Annotated in this window: 16 protein-coding genes; 4 read left to right on the top strand and 12 right to left on the bottom strand. The window is 62.9% G+C overall.

The window, feature by feature from the left end:
* Positions 1 to 5 precede the first annotated feature (5 nt).
* The 9 genes from U5A57_RS34670 to U5A57_RS34630 all read right to left on the bottom strand — a co-directional run bounded on the left by U5A57_RS34670 (position 6) and on the right by U5A57_RS34630 (position 8,927).
* Positions 6 to 839 carry an alpha/beta hydrolase gene (locus U5A57_RS34670; RefSeq protein WP_321916178.1) on the bottom strand — a complete coding sequence of 278 codons (834 nt, stop codon included), beginning with the start codon at positions 837 to 839 and terminating at the stop codon, positions 6 to 8.
* A gap of 183 nt (positions 840 to 1,022) precedes the next feature.
* Positions 1,023 to 2,039: an alpha/beta hydrolase gene (locus U5A57_RS34665; protein WP_321916177.1), complete on the bottom strand. Its 1,017-nt coding sequence runs from the start codon at positions 2,037 to 2,039 to the stop codon at positions 1,023 to 1,025.
* Positions 2,040 to 2,283: 244 nt separating this feature from the next.
* Positions 2,284 to 2,931 carry a response regulator transcription factor gene (locus U5A57_RS34660; protein ID WP_321916238.1) on the bottom strand — a complete coding sequence of 216 codons (648 nt, stop codon included), beginning with the start codon at positions 2,929 to 2,931 and terminating at the stop codon, positions 2,284 to 2,286.
* A gap of 77 nt (positions 2,932 to 3,008) precedes the next feature.
* The gene (locus tag U5A57_RS34655) at positions 3,009 to 3,380 is read right to left on the bottom strand and encodes a response regulator (protein ID WP_321916176.1); all 372 of its coding nucleotides are present in this window, start codon (positions 3,378 to 3,380) and stop codon (positions 3,009 to 3,011) included.
* Positions 3,381 to 3,510: 130 nt separating this feature from the next.
* A complete protein-coding gene (locus U5A57_RS34650; RefSeq protein ID WP_321916175.1) occupies positions 3,511 to 4,242 on the bottom strand; it encodes a response regulator transcription factor in 732 nt (243 codons plus the stop codon).
* Positions 4,243 to 4,386: 144 nt separating this feature from the next.
* Positions 4,387 to 6,621, bottom strand: a complete 2,235-nt coding sequence (locus U5A57_RS34645) for a PAS domain-containing protein (protein WP_321916174.1) — start codon at positions 6,619 to 6,621, stop codon at positions 4,387 to 4,389.
* A 236-nt stretch (positions 6,622 to 6,857) separates the two neighbouring features.
* Positions 6,858 to 7,325 (bottom strand): RidA family protein, encoded by a 468-nt coding sequence (locus U5A57_RS34640; protein ID WP_321916173.1) that lies wholly within the window; start codon positions 7,323 to 7,325, stop codon positions 6,858 to 6,860.
* Between the two features lie 130 nt (positions 7,326 to 7,455).
* Complete coding sequence (locus U5A57_RS34635) at positions 7,456 to 8,124, bottom strand: response regulator transcription factor (protein WP_321916172.1); 669 nt, start codon at positions 8,122 to 8,124, stop codon at positions 7,456 to 7,458.
* Between the two features lie 332 nt (positions 8,125 to 8,456).
* On the bottom strand, positions 8,457 to 8,927 hold the full coding sequence (locus U5A57_RS34630) for a DUF3331 domain-containing protein (protein WP_321916171.1): 471 nt from the start codon (positions 8,925 to 8,927) through the stop codon (positions 8,457 to 8,459).
* A 418-nt stretch (positions 8,928 to 9,345) separates the two neighbouring features.
* On the opposite strand from U5A57_RS34630, the gene U5A57_RS34625 reads away from it, so the two are divergent.
* The 3 genes from U5A57_RS34625 (at position 9,346) to U5A57_RS34615 (ending at position 12,060) form a co-directional block, all read left to right on the top strand.
* On the top strand, positions 9,346 to 10,428 hold the full coding sequence (locus U5A57_RS34625) for a catalase family peroxidase (RefSeq protein ID WP_321916170.1): 1,083 nt from the start codon (positions 9,346 to 9,348) through the stop codon (positions 10,426 to 10,428).
* 184 nt (positions 10,429 to 10,612) lie between these two features.
* A complete protein-coding gene (locus tag U5A57_RS34620; protein WP_321916169.1) occupies positions 10,613 to 11,158 on the top strand; it encodes an RNA polymerase sigma factor in 546 nt (181 codons plus the stop codon).
* A complete protein-coding gene (locus U5A57_RS34615) occupies positions 11,155 to 12,060 on the top strand; it encodes an anti-sigma factor (RefSeq protein WP_321916168.1) in 906 nt (301 codons plus the stop codon). Before U5A57_RS34620 ends, U5A57_RS34615 begins: the two co-directional genes overlap by 4 nt.
* A 51-nt stretch (positions 12,061 to 12,111) precedes the next feature.
* On the opposite strand, the gene U5A57_RS34610 is transcribed toward U5A57_RS34615, so the two are convergent.
* Entirely contained in the window at positions 12,112 to 12,615 is a 504-nt protein-coding gene (locus tag U5A57_RS34610) for a DUF3455 domain-containing protein (RefSeq protein ID WP_321916167.1), read from the bottom strand.
* Positions 12,616 to 12,908: 293 nt separating this feature from the next.
* Between U5A57_RS34610 and U5A57_RS34605 the strand changes: the two genes are divergently transcribed.
* Positions 12,909 to 13,262 carry a BON domain-containing protein gene (locus tag U5A57_RS34605; protein ID WP_321916166.1) on the top strand — a complete coding sequence of 118 codons (354 nt, stop codon included), beginning with the start codon at positions 12,909 to 12,911 and terminating at the stop codon, positions 13,260 to 13,262.
* A gap of 86 nt (positions 13,263 to 13,348) precedes the next feature.
* On the opposite strand, the gene U5A57_RS34600 is transcribed toward U5A57_RS34605, so the two are convergent.
* Positions 13,349 to 14,362 carry a lysylphosphatidylglycerol synthase domain-containing protein gene (locus tag U5A57_RS34600; RefSeq protein WP_321916165.1) on the bottom strand — a complete coding sequence of 338 codons (1,014 nt, stop codon included), beginning with the start codon at positions 14,360 to 14,362 and terminating at the stop codon, positions 13,349 to 13,351.
* A gap of 58 nt (positions 14,363 to 14,420) precedes the next feature.
* The coding region (gene hpnI / locus U5A57_RS34595) for a bacteriohopanetetrol glucosamine biosynthesis glycosyltransferase HpnI (protein WP_415774692.1) at positions 14,421 to 15,674 on the bottom strand (1,254 nt) is incomplete at its 5' end.

Below are 15,674 nucleotides of genomic sequence, written 5' to 3'. Positions count from 1 at the left end.
GCTTGCTACCCGGTGGCCCGGTTTGCCTCGATGTCCGCGAGAAACCGCGTAAGTACCGGGTCGAATGTCTCCGGCGACTGCCAGAACGGCGCATGACCGAGCCCGGGCAAGCGCACGCATTGGCCGCCCCACAGGTTCCCATAGGATACCGAATCGAAATAGTCGAGATTGACGATTCGATCCGCGCCGCCGTTCACGACCGCGAGCGGTATCACGCTCGTCTCCACGATCTCGCGCTGGTCTGCATTGAGCCCCGCACGTAGGCCCTCGAACAAGCGCTTTCTCATGCGTCCATCGGCACGCGCTACGGCGTCGCGCAGGAACGGCTCGGCCGAGTCGCCGAAAATGCCTTGAACAAACGCGTCGATTTCCGCGCCGGAGAGATGTTCCCGGCTGGCCGCGCCCGCCTGTGGGAGACCCGTGAAGCCTTGTGCCATGGTGTCACGCCCGACCGGCGGCGTGCCGCTGATCATCAAACCCTTCAAGCCTGGAAAACGCGCGATCATGTCGATGCCGATATGACCGCCGAGCGACCAGCCCAGCACCACCGCTTCGTCAATGCCGAGTTCGCCAAGCAATTCGACCGCAGCGTCAGCCAATCCACCGCGCAAATAGGTGCGGCTCGGGTCCGGCGCATTGCTCGACTCGCCGTGACCGGGCAGATCGAATGCGATCAAACGATGGCGCGCAGCAAGCGGGCCGTCCAGTTGATGGCGAAAAACGCCCCGGCACGAAGAATTTCCGTGAATGAGCAGTACCGGCAAGCCTTCCTGCACGCTCTCCTCCAGCGCGATATCGCCATGCGACGTCTTGACGACGCGCCGAATCAGCTTCGTCATACGCGCTCCCTGAACTGCGCCGAATCGTGCGGTCGCCGCACTCGTCCGTCGCCAGCGTTCCACGCCGCACGCGCACTGCTCAATCCCGGATAGCGATGCAAACGCAGATTGCGAATACCCAAAACCTTGCCTCCTTACGGTACGTCGAGCCCCTCATCGCGGCCCACAGCGCTTCACGAGCCGCTACAGATGCTGGACTTGCAGCACGGCATCGGCAAACGCCTTCGGCGCTTCCTGCGGCAGATTGTGGCCAATGCCGCCGCTGATGTCGCGATGCTGGTATTTGCCCGTGAACTTTCCGGCATAAGCCGCCGGCTGCGGATGCGGCGCACCGTTGGCATCGCCTTCCATCGTGATCGTGGGTACTGAAATTGCCGGCGACTGCGCCAGCTTCTTTTCGATGTCGTCGTATTTCGCCTCGCCCTGGACGAGACCCAGCCGCCAGCGATAGTTGTGAATCACCACCGCAACATGATCGGGGTTCTCGAAGGAGGCGGCCGTGCGATCGTAGGTGGCGTCGTCGAAATGCCATTGCGGCGAAGCGAGGCGCCAGATCAGCTTGTTGAAATCGTGGCGATTCTGCTCGTAGCCCGCCACGCCGCGCGCCGTGGCGAAGTAGAACTGATACCACCACGCCAGTTCGGCCTGCGGCGGCAACGGCTTCGCGTTGGCGGCCTGGCTGCCGATCAGATAACCGCTCACGGAAACGAGCGCCTTGCAACGTTCGGGCCACAACGCCGCGATGATGTTGGCGGTGCGCGCGCCCCAGTCGAACGCGCCGAACACGGCCTGCTTGACCTTCAATGCGTCCATGAACGCGACGATATCGACGGCAACAACGGCTTGCTGGCCGTTGCGCGGCGTATCGGCGGACAGGAAGCGCGTCGAGCCATAGCCGCGCAAATACGGCACGAGCACGCGATGCCCGGCCGCCACGAGTATTGGCGTGACCTCGGCAAAGCTGTAGATATCGTAGGGCCAGCCGTGCAATAGCACAACGGGCGGCCCGTCCTTCGGCCCGGCATCGACGTAACCGATGCTCAAGCCGTTTGCCTGCACTTGCTTGATCTCGCCGAATGAAGCTGCACCCGCCGCCGATTGCGCACGGGCCAGTTCGCTCAAACCCGCGCCCACTAGCGCAGCGCCCGCAAGGCCCGTTCCGAGAATACGCCGGCGGCGTTCGTTGATCGGTTCCGACATGATCGCTTTTCTCCTGATAATCGAAGTCAAGGGAAAATTCTTGCGCGTGCTCACGCAAATTCGCCGCTCGTAAGCTAACTGGCGACTCATTCGTTGCCCCCAATAATTTCCTTGAGCTTACTCGCGCGGCGCAGCTCGAAGCGGGGAAACAAGAGACGCGATAGCGTACCACCCCGGCAAGAGACCGCACGATACGGCGATCGGTTTAGCGCACTATACGCAGGTATATCTGCGCAATGGCTTGCTAGCGCTTGCGATCGCGCGGCGGCGTCAAGCGCAGCATCGCCGCCATATTGACGAGTTCCGGCAGCGAATCGGCGCTCATCTTCTGCATGACCTTGCCGCGGTGCATCTTCACGGTAATTTCGCTGATACCGAGTTCCGCGCCTATCTGCTTGTTCAGCAACCCCGAAACCACGAGCGCCATGACTTCCTGCTCGCGGGGCGTGAGCGTTGCATGGCTGTCGTGGAGCGCGCGCAACGCCAGATAGCTTTCGAGGGCTTCACGGCTGCGCGCGATGGCGTCGTGAATGGCGTCGAGCAAGGTTTCGCCGTTGAACGGTTTGGTCAGGAATTCGACTGCACCGGCTTTCATCGCCTTCACGGTCATGGGCACGTCCCCGTGACCGGTGATGAAGATGATCGGCATATCGGGCCGGTCGGCGGCAATGCGCTGCTGCAGTTCCAGACCGTTGACCTGCGGCAGCGATACGTCCAGAACGAGGCAAGTGGGTGCGAAAACGCGCGGGTGGGCGAGGAAATCTTCGGCGCAAGCGAATATCTGCGCATGCAGACCTGCACTGCGCAGCAATAATTCCAGCGATTCGCGCACGGAAATGTCGTCGTCGATAACAAAGACGATGGGCTCGGCTTGCGAACCGCCCGACGGCATGGCGCCCTGACTTGCTCCACCTGCGTGACCTTGAGGCACGTTATTCCTCTTTAATGCCCCGAAGCACTGAATCGCGCTCAGTTCTCGCCCAGCGCAACCTTGAGCGCCGCGAGAAGCGCCGTATCGCTGAAGGGCTTGAACAGGCAATCGCACGCGCCCTGCGCGATCAGACGGTCGCGAACGGCTGCGTCTTTGTGAGCGGTAATGAAAATGACCGGTACGTTCTTGCCAAGGCGCTTCAACTCGCGAAATAGCCCGAGGCCGCCCATACCGGGCATGTTGATGTCGAGAACCAGACAATGGGTTTGATCGACGGCTTCAGACGCAAGAAAAGCCTCGGCAGACGAGAACACACTCACGGCATAGCCGAACACTCTCACCAGATCTGGAAGCGACTCCCGCACTGCTTCGTCATCATCGACCAACGTTACCAGCATGATTGCCCGCAATCAAGTCTCGTTGAGACCACTACTCCGCCCTCTGAGGATGCACCAGGCCGCGTGGGGAATCTACGGTACCTTGGTATCACTCAACTCAAAATCTGTCCGCAAGGAGCGCTAACACTCGCCATGCACCGCGTCAAAGCCGCGCTGAAGCGACGGCTGCCGCAAGGCGGCCCCTTGCACGCGTACCACCGGGCTGCCACGCAGCCGGGGCCTGCGGGCAAACCTTCGCGGCCATGATCACGAGTTCAGGCAAGGACCCTGCCTCCATTTTTTCCATCAGCCTGCCGCGATGCCCCTTGACCGTGATCTCGCTAATGCCTAGTTCCGCCGCCACCTGCTTGTTGAGCAAACCGCGCACCACGAGCGTCATCACTTCCCGTTCGCGCGGCGTGAGCGCGGCATAGCGCGCCTCCAGCACGCGGTTTTCGCTCTGCGTGTCGATCGCCTCGCGGCTGCGCTCGATACCGTCGCGAATGGCGTCCAGCAGCGCTTCGCCGTTGAACGGCTTGGTGAAGAATTCAATGGCGCCGGCTTTCATGGCCCGCACCGTCACCGGTACATCGGGGTAGCCGGTGATAAAAATGATCGGCATGTCCGCACGCTCGGCCACGATCCGGCGCTGCAGATCCAGGCCGTGCAGATCCGGAAGCGAAACATCGAGCAGCAGGCAACTCGGCCCGCAAACGCGAGGGTGAGCAAGGAATTGTTGCGCGGCGCCGAACACCTGCGGCTGCCATCCCGCGCTGCGAATGAGCAATTCCAGCGATTCGCGCACGGACACGTCGTCGTCCACCACGAACACGACCGGAAGCGCCTGCGAGACGTTCGCGCACACCTGGCCTTCAGTTTCGCCAGGTCTTTGCATGGCCTCCTCGCTAATCTCCGCGCCCCATATACGTCAAGGCGCCAGACGCCCCTGAAGCAAACACCGCACGATGCCCGATCCCGTCGTACGCGTCCATCATACGGAGGTATGTATACGCGCCGCTCGCGGGCGCGCAGGCGTCATTTACGCGCCATACACGGGCAGCGAGAACGAAAAGATTGCGCCGGGACCATTCGTCGGGATCTCGGCCCAAAGACGCCCGTTCTGGCTTTCGATGATCGACCGGCTAATCGCGAGACCAATGCCCATACCGTCTTGCCTCGTCGTATAGAAGGCATCGAAAAGCCGCTCCGCGTCTTGCGGGTCGAAGCCGATTCCCGAGTCCCGCACGCTCAGGCGGACCGTTTCGTCCGAACCGGCCTCCGTCTTCACCGTCACGTGCCGGGGCCGGTCGTCCACCGTGCGCATGGCGTCCGCCGCGTTGCGCAACAGGTTCATGATGACCTGCTGCACCTGCACGCGGTCGCAGCCCGCGCAAGGCAGGCCCTCTGCGAACTCCATGCGCATGACGACACGCGCGCGGTCGAGATCGCTCTGCATGAGAGCGATGATGTCGCGCGCGGTGTGAGCGAGATCGACCGGTTCAATCGTGGCGCTGCGCCTCGTGAAAAGCGCGCGCAGCCGCGTAATGACGTCGGCGGCGCGGTTGCCGTCGCGGATCGTGCGCCGCGCCGTTTCCTGCGCGCCTTCGATATTGGGCGGCACGGCCGCCAGCATGCGCAGGCAGGTGCTCGCATTGGTCACGATACCGGCGAGCGGCTGATTGACTTCATGGGCAATCGAAGCCGTCAGTGCGCCAAGACTCATCACCCGCGCGACATGCGAAAGCTCCGCGCGTGCGCGGTCGAGCGCCTCTTCCGAACTGCGGCGCTGGCTGATATCGAGCGTCGTGCCGCTATATTCCTTGCGGCCCGGACGGTCCGTCATGCGGTGCGCGATCAGATGCAGATGCTTGATGCGCTGGTCCGGCATCAATAGCCGGTGCTGGCATTCGATATCGCTTTCGCCGCGCCGCCCCTGCTCGATGAACTGCGCGACGAACCCCATATCCTCCGGGTGCGCGCGCTCGGCAATACGCGCGAGCGTCACGGGCGTGCCGGGCTCGAACTCGAAGATGTGGTAGATCTGCTCCGACCAGGCAATCTCATCCGTGTCGGCGTCCCATGAGAAGTTGCCCATTCTGGCCAGCGCCTGACCTTCGGCCAGAAAGGCCTCGCTGCGCCGCAACTCTTCCTCGGCGCGCTTGCGATCGTCGATGTCGATGTTGATGCCATACCACTTGACGACGTTTCCATCCTGGTCCCGCAATGGGCTCGTGCGAAACAGAAACCAGCGGTACTGGCCGTCGTAGCGCTGCATGCGCGCTTCCGCGGCGCCCGGCATACGGCTTGCCATGATGTCGGTCCACGCGGCCATGAGCCCCGGGAGGTCGTCCGGATGAACCGCCTTGGTCCATTCGTGGTCCTTCACCTGCGAGAGCGTTCGCCCGAGATAGTCGAGGTAGTACTGGTTATAAAATTCGCCCGTCCCGTCCGGGCGCGCTGACCAGACGAGCGCGGGCAGTGCGTTGATGGTCTCGTTGAGGTGGCGCTCGCTCTCCGCGAGCGTGATCTCGGCTCGCTTCCTGTCTTCGATATCGATGCACAGCAGAAACCAGCGCAGAATGCTGCCGGTGCGATCGCGCAGCGGAAATCCGCGCACGTTGACCCAGCGGTACACGCCGTCTGCGCGACGATGACGGCTTTCGACGTTGTACGTTTTGCCGCTTGCAAGCGAGGCTTCCTGCGCCGCAATCGCCTCGTCGAGATCGTCCGGATGAACGATCTCGTGATTGCGCCAGTCCCTGAGTTCCTCGAAGGACTTGCCAAAATAATCGAGCGTGAGCTGGTTTTGCCCTTCGACCTCGCCTGTCGGCGACGTCACGGTAACCGGTACGGGAATGCATTCGACGACCAACTGCAGATCGAGCGCTTGCCGGTCGAGCGCTTCCTGCGCGCGCCGCAAGTCATCGATATCGCTGCACGTCGCGCACCAGCGAACGATTTGCCCTTCGGCGTCGCGAACTGGACTGATTTGAATATCGAACCAGCGATGCTGGCCGTCGAAGCGCCGCAGGCGCGCCGCGATGCCCCCAGGCTCGCCGCAAGCGAGAATGGCGCGACGCTGCTCGAGCAGTTCCGGCAAGTCGTTGGCGCTTACCGCGTCCAGCCACTGCGAGCCCGATGACGCCGCAAGGCCAAGGCCCGTGTATTCGGACCATTTCCGGTTGACGAAGTCGACCCGGCCGTCGGGTAGCGCAGTCCATGCCATAACAGACAGCGCATCCAGCACGAGGCCGGGATCAAGGGCCGATCCCATCATTTTTCTGATAATTACGAGCAGGCGTCAGCGTTTCAAACATACGCAAAAGCTCGCGCTCAGGCATGTTTTACGCGGATTATCCGGTCTGACCAGAGGATTTTGGGATTATTGCATGCGAAAACAGGCGTCGCAACCGCCCATTGTTCCGGAAAAGCCGGCTAATTTCGTTGCGCACGCATCGGACGGACGCCGCGCCACGCGGCGCAGCCTCGGGGCCGCAATAGCCTGATTGCTCAGTCTGCGATTTCGACGGTCAATTCGATCTCGACGCAGGCATTGAGCGGCAACTCCGCAACGCCCACCGCCGAGCGCGCGTGCACGCCCGCCTCGCCAAATACCTTCGCAAGCAATTCCGAAGCGCCGTTCGTCACGAGATGCTGCTCGGAGAATCCTGCCGCCGAATTGACGAAGCTCGTGAGCTTCACGATTTGCTTGACGTGGTTCAGGTCGCCGATTTTCGCATGCAGCGTCGCGAGAAGATCGATGGCGATCTTGCGCGCGGCCTCACGGCCCGCTTCGGTGCTCAGCGTGGCGCCCAGCTTGCCGGTCACGACCGCGCCGGCATCGCGGGCAAGGTGGCCCGCCAGATAGACGGTACCGCCGCTGCGAACGCTCATGGTGTAGGCCGCAGCCGGCGATCTGACCTGCGGCAACTCGATGCCCATCGACTTGATCGTCTCGTAGACGTCACGCTTTTCCATCGCACTCTCTCCAATTGGATAATTTCAAGGTGGAGTGCAAAAGATAACGGCAAAGGCAGAAAATAAACGCTAGATCATTGGGTGATGAACGCATCCAAAAGATTGGGAGAATATAAACCGTGGTATTAACTTACTCCCCGGACGGTTCGATCCCGAGTGCGACGATCTTGCGCACCAACTCGGCAACGGAGCGCACATTCATTTTGCGCATGGCCTGCCCGCGGTGGATCTTCACCGTGACCTCCGCAATGCCCATTCTCGAAGCGATCTGCTTGTTCATCAGCCCCGCCGCAACGTTGAGCAGCACTTCGCGCTCGCGCGGCGTCAGTGCGTCCCAGCGCTCGCGCGTTTCGACGAGCGAACTGTCCGCTTCCAGACGTTGCGCGTCGCGCTGCAGCGCGGCGACCACGGCGTCGATCATGTCCTGATCGCGAAAGGGCTTGGTGAGGAAGTCGATTGCGCCCGCCTTCATCGCTTCGACCGTCATGGCAATGTCGCCGTAGCCCGTCATGAAAACGACCGGCATGGGCGAGCGTTCCTGCATGAGGAGCGACTTCTGCAGCGCCAGGCCGCTTTGACCGCGCAGGCGTACGTCAAGCACAACACACGATGGCCCCGCTCGCCTGGGCGCCGCGAGGAACGCTTCGGCGGAGTGAAAGGCGTGAACTTCCAGGTCGATCGAGCGCAGCAGGCTCGTGAGTGCGTCGCGCACCGAATCGTCGTCATCCACGATATAGACGATTCCGGCAGGAGTGTTGACGCAAAGGGCAGCCGACCGGTCGGTCACAGTGTTTAGCATCTACGATAGTGTTCTGCAGTGTTACGTTGTGCGAATCGAACCACATGGACACCGCCCAATACCCATGGGACGCCAATGGTCGACTCACCCGCTGAAGCGCCAGCCGAGCGGCCGACGTCAGCCGCTAGCTAGCGCAATCCTTGCAATGCCAAGCCTGAAGCTTACATCGCGCGTTCATGCGAGGCTGTAGTACTTTGGTATTGGGGAAGTCCGGCTGCGTCGATGCAGCCCGATCACTGGCGGGAAAAACTGACGGGAAGAAGAAATCCCAAATAATGAATTTCAGGCGCCTGATTTTATTGTTTATACGGCGCAATGCTCGCTATTTGAGCTTATTCGGGGTCGGCCAGACGAGCGCCCAACGCTTCCAGCGACACGGCCAGTATCATCGCTCCAGAATTCAAAGGGACCATGTAGCGCCGCGCTAACGGCCGGAAAACGGCATCGCCTCGCTTGATACGCTCTCCGGAAAGTACGCAGACGCCCGATTTTCTGGCGATTGCCCGTTTCCAGACCTGTTCGCGGTAGCTGCAGCGCGTCGGATCGCTCCACGACAACGTGAACGAAGAATTGGCCAGTCGCTCTTCGATTGTGACCGTGCAGCTTGCGTAGGTGTTGTCATCCGCGGGCCGGAGGTCGTTTCGCGTGCGCGTCGCGCTTGCGCGGCGCGAAACGCTCGTCCGCGAAGCCGGCGAGGCAAGCAGGCCGGAGACCACGTGTGCCCACGGATTGTGCGGGCAGTCGGGCGTTGCCGCGTCCACGCAGTCGCGTGGTGCATGGGTTTCGTCGTTGGCATCGTCCACACCACGGGGCCGCGCGAGACGCATGCTTTCGCCCGGGCCTGCGCCATCGAGTGCGGTTCCCGCGTATGTCGACCTCCACGAATCCAATCTCACCACGGCTAACTCCCATGTTCTGGATGAGCGTGACTGTCACGCGTGCCCCGTCTCGCGAAGCCGGAACGTCCTGTGTATTGCGCCGACCGATTTCCAATAACTGAAGCTTAAGGAGAAGCGCGGCAACCAGGTATTCTTCCCGCGCATAGGCTGAGTGACGCTTTTGGATGGCGACCCCATACCTTGGTATACATTCAACCTTCAGTACGCACTGAATAGCGGGAAGCGGATTACCATATCGGCCTCGCCGCACAACGGCAAAGCACGAGATGCATAGCGGGCCTTTCAATTCGCCGGCGGCGGCGCGAGGCTCCTGTGCCGATTTATGTCCCGTCTTTCGCATTCGCAAGTTCTTTTCCGGTACGCATGCATTGCGCTCACGCTTGCGGCGCTTGCCGCGGCGTTCGCCTGGACCGCGGGCTGGATACATTGGCCCGGCGCCCAGGCCGCGCTCACGCCCAGCCGGCTCATCGACGCGTTCGAACGCAGCGCGGGCAAGCACCCCGGCTTTCGCCGCAACCACGCGAAGGGTATCTGCGTGAGCGGCTATTTCGACAGCAACGGCAATGGCGCCGCGTTGTCCCGCGCGAGCGTATTCGAGCGTGGACGTACGCCGCTGATTGGCCGCTTCTCCGCGCCTGGCGGCAATCCCGCCGAAGACGACGCAAACACGACCGTGCGCAGTTTCGCACTGCTTTTCGCGATGCGCGACGGCGAGCAATGGCGCACCGGCATGAATTCCGCGCCAGTATTCGCGGTGCGCACGCCACACGCGGTGTACGAACTGCAAGAGGCCATGCAGAACGACAAGCGCACCGGCCGCCCCGACGCCGCAAAGCTCGATGCGTTCTTTGCGCAGCACCCCGAAACCAACGCGCTGCGCGACTGGCTCGCCGCGCATCCGCCGGCTTCCGCGTTTTATAACGCGAGTTATTACAGCATCGATGCGTTCCGTTTCACGAACGCAAGCGGCGACGTGCGATTCGTGCGCTGGAGCGTCGTGCCCGATGCGCCCTATGCGCCCTATGCGCCGGTAGACACGCGCAGTCCGAGCGCAAGCGACCCCGACTTTCTCGCGCACGGCCTGAGGGTGCGATTGCAGTCGGGGCCGGTCAGCTGGCATCTCATGCTGACACCTGCGGGCGCGGGCGACCCGGTGGACGACGCCACACGCGCCTGGCCCGCCGAACGCGAGCGGCATCGTGTCGACGCGGGTACGATCGTCATCGATCATGCGCAAGCGCAGATCGATGGCGCCTGCCGCGACATCAATTTCGACCCAACGGTGCTGCCGGTGGGCATTGCGCCCTCTGACGACCCGCTGCTCGCCGCGCGCGCCGCCGCTTACGCAGTGTCGTTCGACCGGCGTACGAGCGAAGAAGCGCAAGCTGGCGTGAAAGGCCACTGAAGGCCGTTGAGCGTCGCCCCTTCACAACCCAAACGCCGGCATGGAATAAAGCGCATCGCCCACGTGTTTCGTTACAAGTTCACCCAAAAGGCCCGAGCCGCGCCCCCCCTGATCAGACGGTCGCACACGACCGCGTCGCGCGCGCCAGTCCGGATTGAACGGGGATCGTGGAGAAAACCCTTCGATGAGCGGTACAGACTTACCGGCCATGCTACCCGCGATGATTCCGCGGCTGTGGGCGTTTGCGCTGCGCCTTTGCGGGGATCAGCACGACGCGGAAGATCTCGTGCAGCGCGCCTGCCTGCGCGGGCTGGAACGCGCGCATCAGCTTCAACCAGGCACGGCTGCGTTGAGCTGGATGTACTCCATCATGCATTCCACATGGATCAACGAGCTGCGAGCCCGCAGCGTGCGCAAGCGCGCGAGCTTCGAGTGGGACGACGATTTCCTCGAGAATCTCCCCAATCCCGTCGATAATGGCCCCGAAATGCAACTGATGCACAGCCAGATCATCGAGGCAGTCGAGCGCCTGCCCGAAGCTCAGCGCGTGGTGATGCTGCTCGTCGCAGTCGAAGGCATGACGTATCAGCAAGCCGCCGACGTGCTCAAGGTACCCATTGGCACCGTGATGAGCCGGCTTTCGCGGGCGCGCCAATCGGTCGGCGTCATGTTCAGCGGGAGAGCGCCCAAGGCGCCGCCTGCCCCGCAGCACAAGGACTCAATCGCATGATTGCCGACGACGCCCAGTTACTCGCCTATGTGGACGGCCGCCTGTCGCCCGACGAGCGCGCCGCGATCGAAGCGCAGTTGCGCGAGTCCGACGAGGCGCGCAAGAAGGTTTCGCTGCTGCGCGCCTCGCAGGTCGACTTCGCAGGTGCCTTCGCTGAGCAAGCGCTGCCGCCCGTGCCCGAATCGCTGCGCCTGAGTATCGATGAAATGGTGCGCGCGCAACCTTCTGCGAGCGCAAACGACAAGACGATGCCGTTCTCCGAACAGCACCCTTCCGCGCCCGTGAGATCGCGCCTGCGCCGCGTGCCGGTCTGGTTCGCGGCGGCGTGCGTGGCGGGTGCGTTCGTGGCCGGCCAGCTCGTGCGCTTCGACTCGCTGCTCGGGCCTGCGGGCCCAGGCTCCGGCTCCGCACAACTGGCGAGCGCCTCGGAGATGTCGCCGTGGGTGCAGGCGGCGGTTGGCTACCAGAGGCTCTATACGCGCGAGACCGTTGCGTACCGGCAGGACGATCCAGTGCTCGCCGCGAAGGTCGTGGAAGACATCCGCCGCGACGACCGCCTCGCGCTGCGCGTGCCGGACCTGAGCAGCGCCGGGCTCACCTTCAAATCGGTGCAGCGCCTTCATTTTCACAACAAGCCGCTCGTGCAGATTGTTTATCTGCCGCGCAGCGGGCCGCCCGTCGCGCTGTGTGTGATGAAGGACGCGCGCCCGGACGAAGCGGTCGCTTCCCGCACCGTCGACTCGATGGGCGTCACCACATGGCGGCAGAACGAGTTGACGTACGCACTCATCGGGCAGACCAGCGACGTCGATCTGGCGGAAATCGGCAAACGCATTTCCAACCTCGATACGGCTGCGCTATTCAGCGAGGCGCAGCAAGCCGGGCCGATGCGCAGCGGGTAACGGATAACGGTAACGCGTCATGCCAGCAAGACCGTTCAGTGATGAGCCGTCTTACTGATAAAAGAGGTAAGTCGCGAGATAAGGCGAACTACCCGACTCGTGTTCGGCCGTGCACGGCGCAGCGGGCTTGACGCCGCCAACCGTCCTGATCCGCTGCACGTAGCGCACGGATTCGAGCAGGCCCTGCGCGCCTGTGGAGTGCGTCGCGAGCAGAAGTTGCGGCACGCTATCCGGCGTATCGCTGGGCTTTTGCGCGACGAGTTTTCCTTCGACGCGGCTGCCGTCGCGTGCTTGCCACGCGGGTCCGGCGGAATGTTCGATCACGGCCGCGCCGTGCGCGTCGTAGAGCGTTGCGCGCGGCTGCTGGAACACCCATCCGAGCGTGTGATCCGCGCCGTATTCGCAGGTGTAAATCTGCACGCCCGCAGCATTCGCGGTCAGAAACGGCTGTGCGCCCGGGATATCGAACGATTGCGCTTGCGCGAGCGCCGCCCTCATCATCAAAACCAGCCCTGCCCCGATTGCAATCGGCTTCCCGCGTGAAAGGTGATTCATGGAGAGGCTCCTTTAGGCTGCGCGGCCGACCCAGTGTGGTGCGCTCTTGCTCAACAGCCCGGCGCGGAAAACTATTCCATCGCTATCGGGTTGGGCTTTGAGGCTCAGCGCGTGAGTCTGATTTGTATCCCAGTGTATATAAGGCCCTGTTTGATACGCAAGATTGCACAGGCCACTTTTCTCGACACATGCGCGATACGTCCTGCAGTTCTAATGCATTCCACATTGATCACGCTTTCCCAAGGTCGTTTGACTGAACACGTTAGTCCAACCGCAACGTCAAGAGGTGAACCATGAACCTTCGTAACCAGGCCCTCACGGGCGTATTCGCCGTGCTGCTTTCTACTTCCGTTCTCGCGCAAACCGCGGCGCCCGCGGCTCCCACGAAGGAGCAGGTTCGCGCGCAAATGAAGGCTGACAAAGCAGCGAACAAGGCCTTCTCCAAGACCGTCTGGCAAGCCGTCTACAAGACGAAGGGTCTGGAAGACACAGACATCGCCGTGTTTTCCGAAGCGCGTACGGGCAAGGTCATTCTCGCGGGGATGATCATGGACGCTTCGCAGGAACAGATCGCGCAGGACGCGGCGGCGAAGGTGCCGGGCGTTCAGTCGGTCACCAGCAAGCTGACCGTGTACGAAGCGCACTGAACGGCGATTGCGCGTCGATTGCGCGTCGATTGCGCGGCGCACGCCGAATCCGGCGTTCCTTCACGCTCGCCCGGCGGCCAGTGCCCTTATTGGACGCGCCGGGCGCGTGTGGCCGCGCCCTCTGTGCGGCGCCTTGACGGCCAGCCATATTCGGCGGCCTGCCAGGCAAGCAGCCCGGGCAAATAGAACATCAGATCGCGTACGCGCCTTGCGCCCGCGAGTGCGAGGCAGGTGGGCGCGTCGAATCCGAGCAGTCCGCCTATCACGACGAAACCGCCTTCCTGCACGCCGAGGCCGGCGGGCACGAGAAACGCAATGCTGCTGAGCATCTGGATCAGCGCTTCGATTACGAACGCCTGCATGAAGGTCGCATCCGTGCCGAGCACACGCAGCGCGATCCAGATTTCAAGCGCGTAGCCGAGGCATTGAAGCGTTTGCCAGATGAGCACGTAGCGCACGACCACGCCGGTCTGCCGCCAGATCAGCTTGAGCGATAAGTCGACGCGTACCGACTTGCCCACGAGATCCACGACCTTGCCGCTCGTAACGCGGTTGAGCGTGCGTGCCGCCCGCTCGAACGGCCGCGCGTGCTGCACGAGCGCAAAGAGCACGAGCAATGGGATGAACCCAGCGAGACCCCATGCGAAACGCCCCACGAAGCGCGCGGTATCGGAAGAGGAATGTTCGAGCAGATAGCCTGCAGCGATCAGCGCATAGAGAACCTGGCTGATCAGCGTGAGCTGCATGTCGGCGATCAGGCTCGCGACCGCCGTGGCCGGCCGCACGCCCGCACGGCCGAGCAGGCGAAACGAAACGAGCTCTCCGCCCACGCGCGCAACGGGCAGCAAACCGTTGATCGACTCGCGTATCCATACGAGTTTGAGCATCGCCGCGAACGACGGACGCTGCGCCGCGCGAATCAGACTGCGCCAGTCCCACGCATTCGCGCACATCGGCAGGATATGCACGGCGGCCGCCAGCACGAGGCCCATGCCCGCGCCGCGCAACAGTTGCAGCACCGCCGCAGGATGTTCGCGCCATACGAGCCACACGGCGATCGCGAGACCGACCAGGGCGGCGATACGTCCCATGTGCTTCATCTGCGGGTGCTCTCCAGGCTCTGCTCCCGTCTCATTGTGCCCCCCTCAACTGTGACGCTCAGCTCTCGTGGACTGGCGAAAGCATGCCATTCCTGTCGACGCGAAAGCGCGTGCCGCGCCAAACGACGCCAGACGAACAAAAGCTCGCAACGTAGATCGCGAACTGGACCATTTCCCAAAGGGGTAAGCATAACAGTCCGCTGGACTTGTCACCGGTCGCGCGATCGGTTCTCCAGATCAGCCACGCGCGCGCGCAGAGCGCCACGGCGGCCAGCATCCACGCCGGCGCGGCCCCGCCGGACAACGCCACCGCCAGCATGGCGAGCGCGAACGGATGCATCAGCACGGCGCCCAGATGCCCCGAGCGGTCTGCCGCGCGCACGGTGCGGCTCCAGCGCAATTCATGCGCAAAGAGCTGAGCGAACGTATTTTCCACGCACGCGTGCCGCACGAGAATGGGCGGAACGGAAACTTCCGCGCCGGCACGGCGCACGGCCTCGCCAATCGCATGATCTTCGGCGAGGTGATGCGCGAATTGCGCAAGGCCGCCAATGCGTTCGAGCGTGTCACGCGTCATGGCGATGGACTGGCCGAAACACGGCCGCGCGCGCCCGATTGCGAGCCCCGTGACAACGCCGGGCAGGAAGTGATAGTTCGTCAACGCCGCCGCCACGCGAGGCCAGAATCCGGGCGCGCACAGGCCGCGATAGACGGCGGTCACGAGACCGACGCCGGGCTGCTGCAGCGCGCCGACCACCTGGCGAAGATAGTTTCGATCGACGAGCACGTCGCTATCGGCAAAGCACAGCACGTCGTGCTCGGCCTTCTCCAGCATGTTCACGAGATTGGCGATCTTGCGGTTGGGACCGTACAGGCGCGAGTCGGCGACGACCGTGATGTGCGCGCCGGGGTAGCGCACGCGTAGCCGCTCGATCGCTTCGAGGGCTTCATCGCGCGCGTCGTGAACGCCGAAGAGATACTGGACTTGTCCAGGATAATCCTGCTCGAAGAAGCTGGCGAGATGTTCCTCGAGGTGCCATTCGTCGCCGTGCAGCGGCTTGGCGATCGTGATTGCCGGAAAGTCGCGCGGCGCAGCCACCTCACGCGCGAAGAAACGGCCGACCAGCGCGCTGGCCGTGCACGTATAGATAATGCCGAGCGCCGCGCAAAGACCGATTAGCACCGCTAGCGAATCGAAGAGCAGATGCGAGAACCCGGGCAGTGCAGTGCGCATGACTTCAATTGCCGCAGCGGCAACGGCAAGCGCCGTCACGGCCATCGCAACGATGGCGCCCGTTCGCCCCGTCGCGTG

Origin of the sequence: Paraburkholderia sp. J11-2, from assembly GCF_905220185.1 — a bacterium.
GTDB lineage: Bacteria > Pseudomonadota > Gammaproteobacteria > Burkholderiales > Burkholderiaceae > Paraburkholderia.
This window is presented reverse-complemented; position numbering and strand designations above follow the sequence as displayed.

Excerpts from the sequence above, each read along its gene's own strand:
- U5A57_RS34670 (WP_321916178.1), bottom strand. The coding sequence starts at position 839 with ATGACGAAGCTGATTCGGCGCGTCGTCAAGACGTCGCATGGCGATATC.
- U5A57_RS34665 (WP_321916177.1), bottom strand. The coding sequence starts at position 2,039 with ATGTCGGAACCGATCAACGAACGCCGCCGGCGTATTCTCGGAACGGGC.
- U5A57_RS34660 (WP_321916238.1), bottom strand. The coding sequence starts at position 2,931 with ATGCCGTCGGGCGGTTCGCAAGCCGAGCCCATCGTCTTTGTTATCGAC.
- U5A57_RS34650 (WP_321916175.1), bottom strand. The coding sequence starts at position 4,242 with ATGCAAAGACCTGGCGAAACTGAAGGCCAGGTGTGCGCGAACGTCTCG.
- U5A57_RS34645 (WP_321916174.1), bottom strand. The coding sequence starts at position 6,621 with ATGGGATCGGCCCTTGATCCCGGCCTCGTGCTGGATGCGCTGTCTGTT.
- U5A57_RS34640 (WP_321916173.1), bottom strand. The coding sequence starts at position 7,325 with ATGGAAAAGCGTGACGTCTACGAGACGATCAAGTCGATGGGCATCGAG.
- U5A57_RS34635 (WP_321916172.1), bottom strand. The coding sequence starts at position 8,124 with ATGCTAAACACTGTGACCGACCGGTCGGCTGCCCTTTGCGTCAACACT.
- U5A57_RS34625 (WP_321916170.1), top strand. The coding sequence starts at position 9,346 with ATGTCCCGTCTTTCGCATTCGCAAGTTCTTTTCCGGTACGCATGCATT.
- U5A57_RS34620 (WP_321916169.1), top strand. The coding sequence starts at position 10,613 with ATGAGCGGTACAGACTTACCGGCCATGCTACCCGCGATGATTCCGCGG.
- U5A57_RS34615 (WP_321916168.1), top strand. The coding sequence starts at position 11,155 with ATGATTGCCGACGACGCCCAGTTACTCGCCTATGTGGACGGCCGCCTG.
- U5A57_RS34610 (WP_321916167.1), bottom strand. The coding sequence starts at position 12,615 with ATGAATCACCTTTCACGCGGGAAGCCGATTGCAATCGGGGCAGGGCTG.
- U5A57_RS34605 (WP_321916166.1), top strand. The coding sequence starts at position 12,909 with ATGAACCTTCGTAACCAGGCCCTCACGGGCGTATTCGCCGTGCTGCTT.
- U5A57_RS34600 (WP_321916165.1), bottom strand. The coding sequence starts at position 14,362 with ATGAAGCACATGGGACGTATCGCCGCCCTGGTCGGTCTCGCGATCGCC.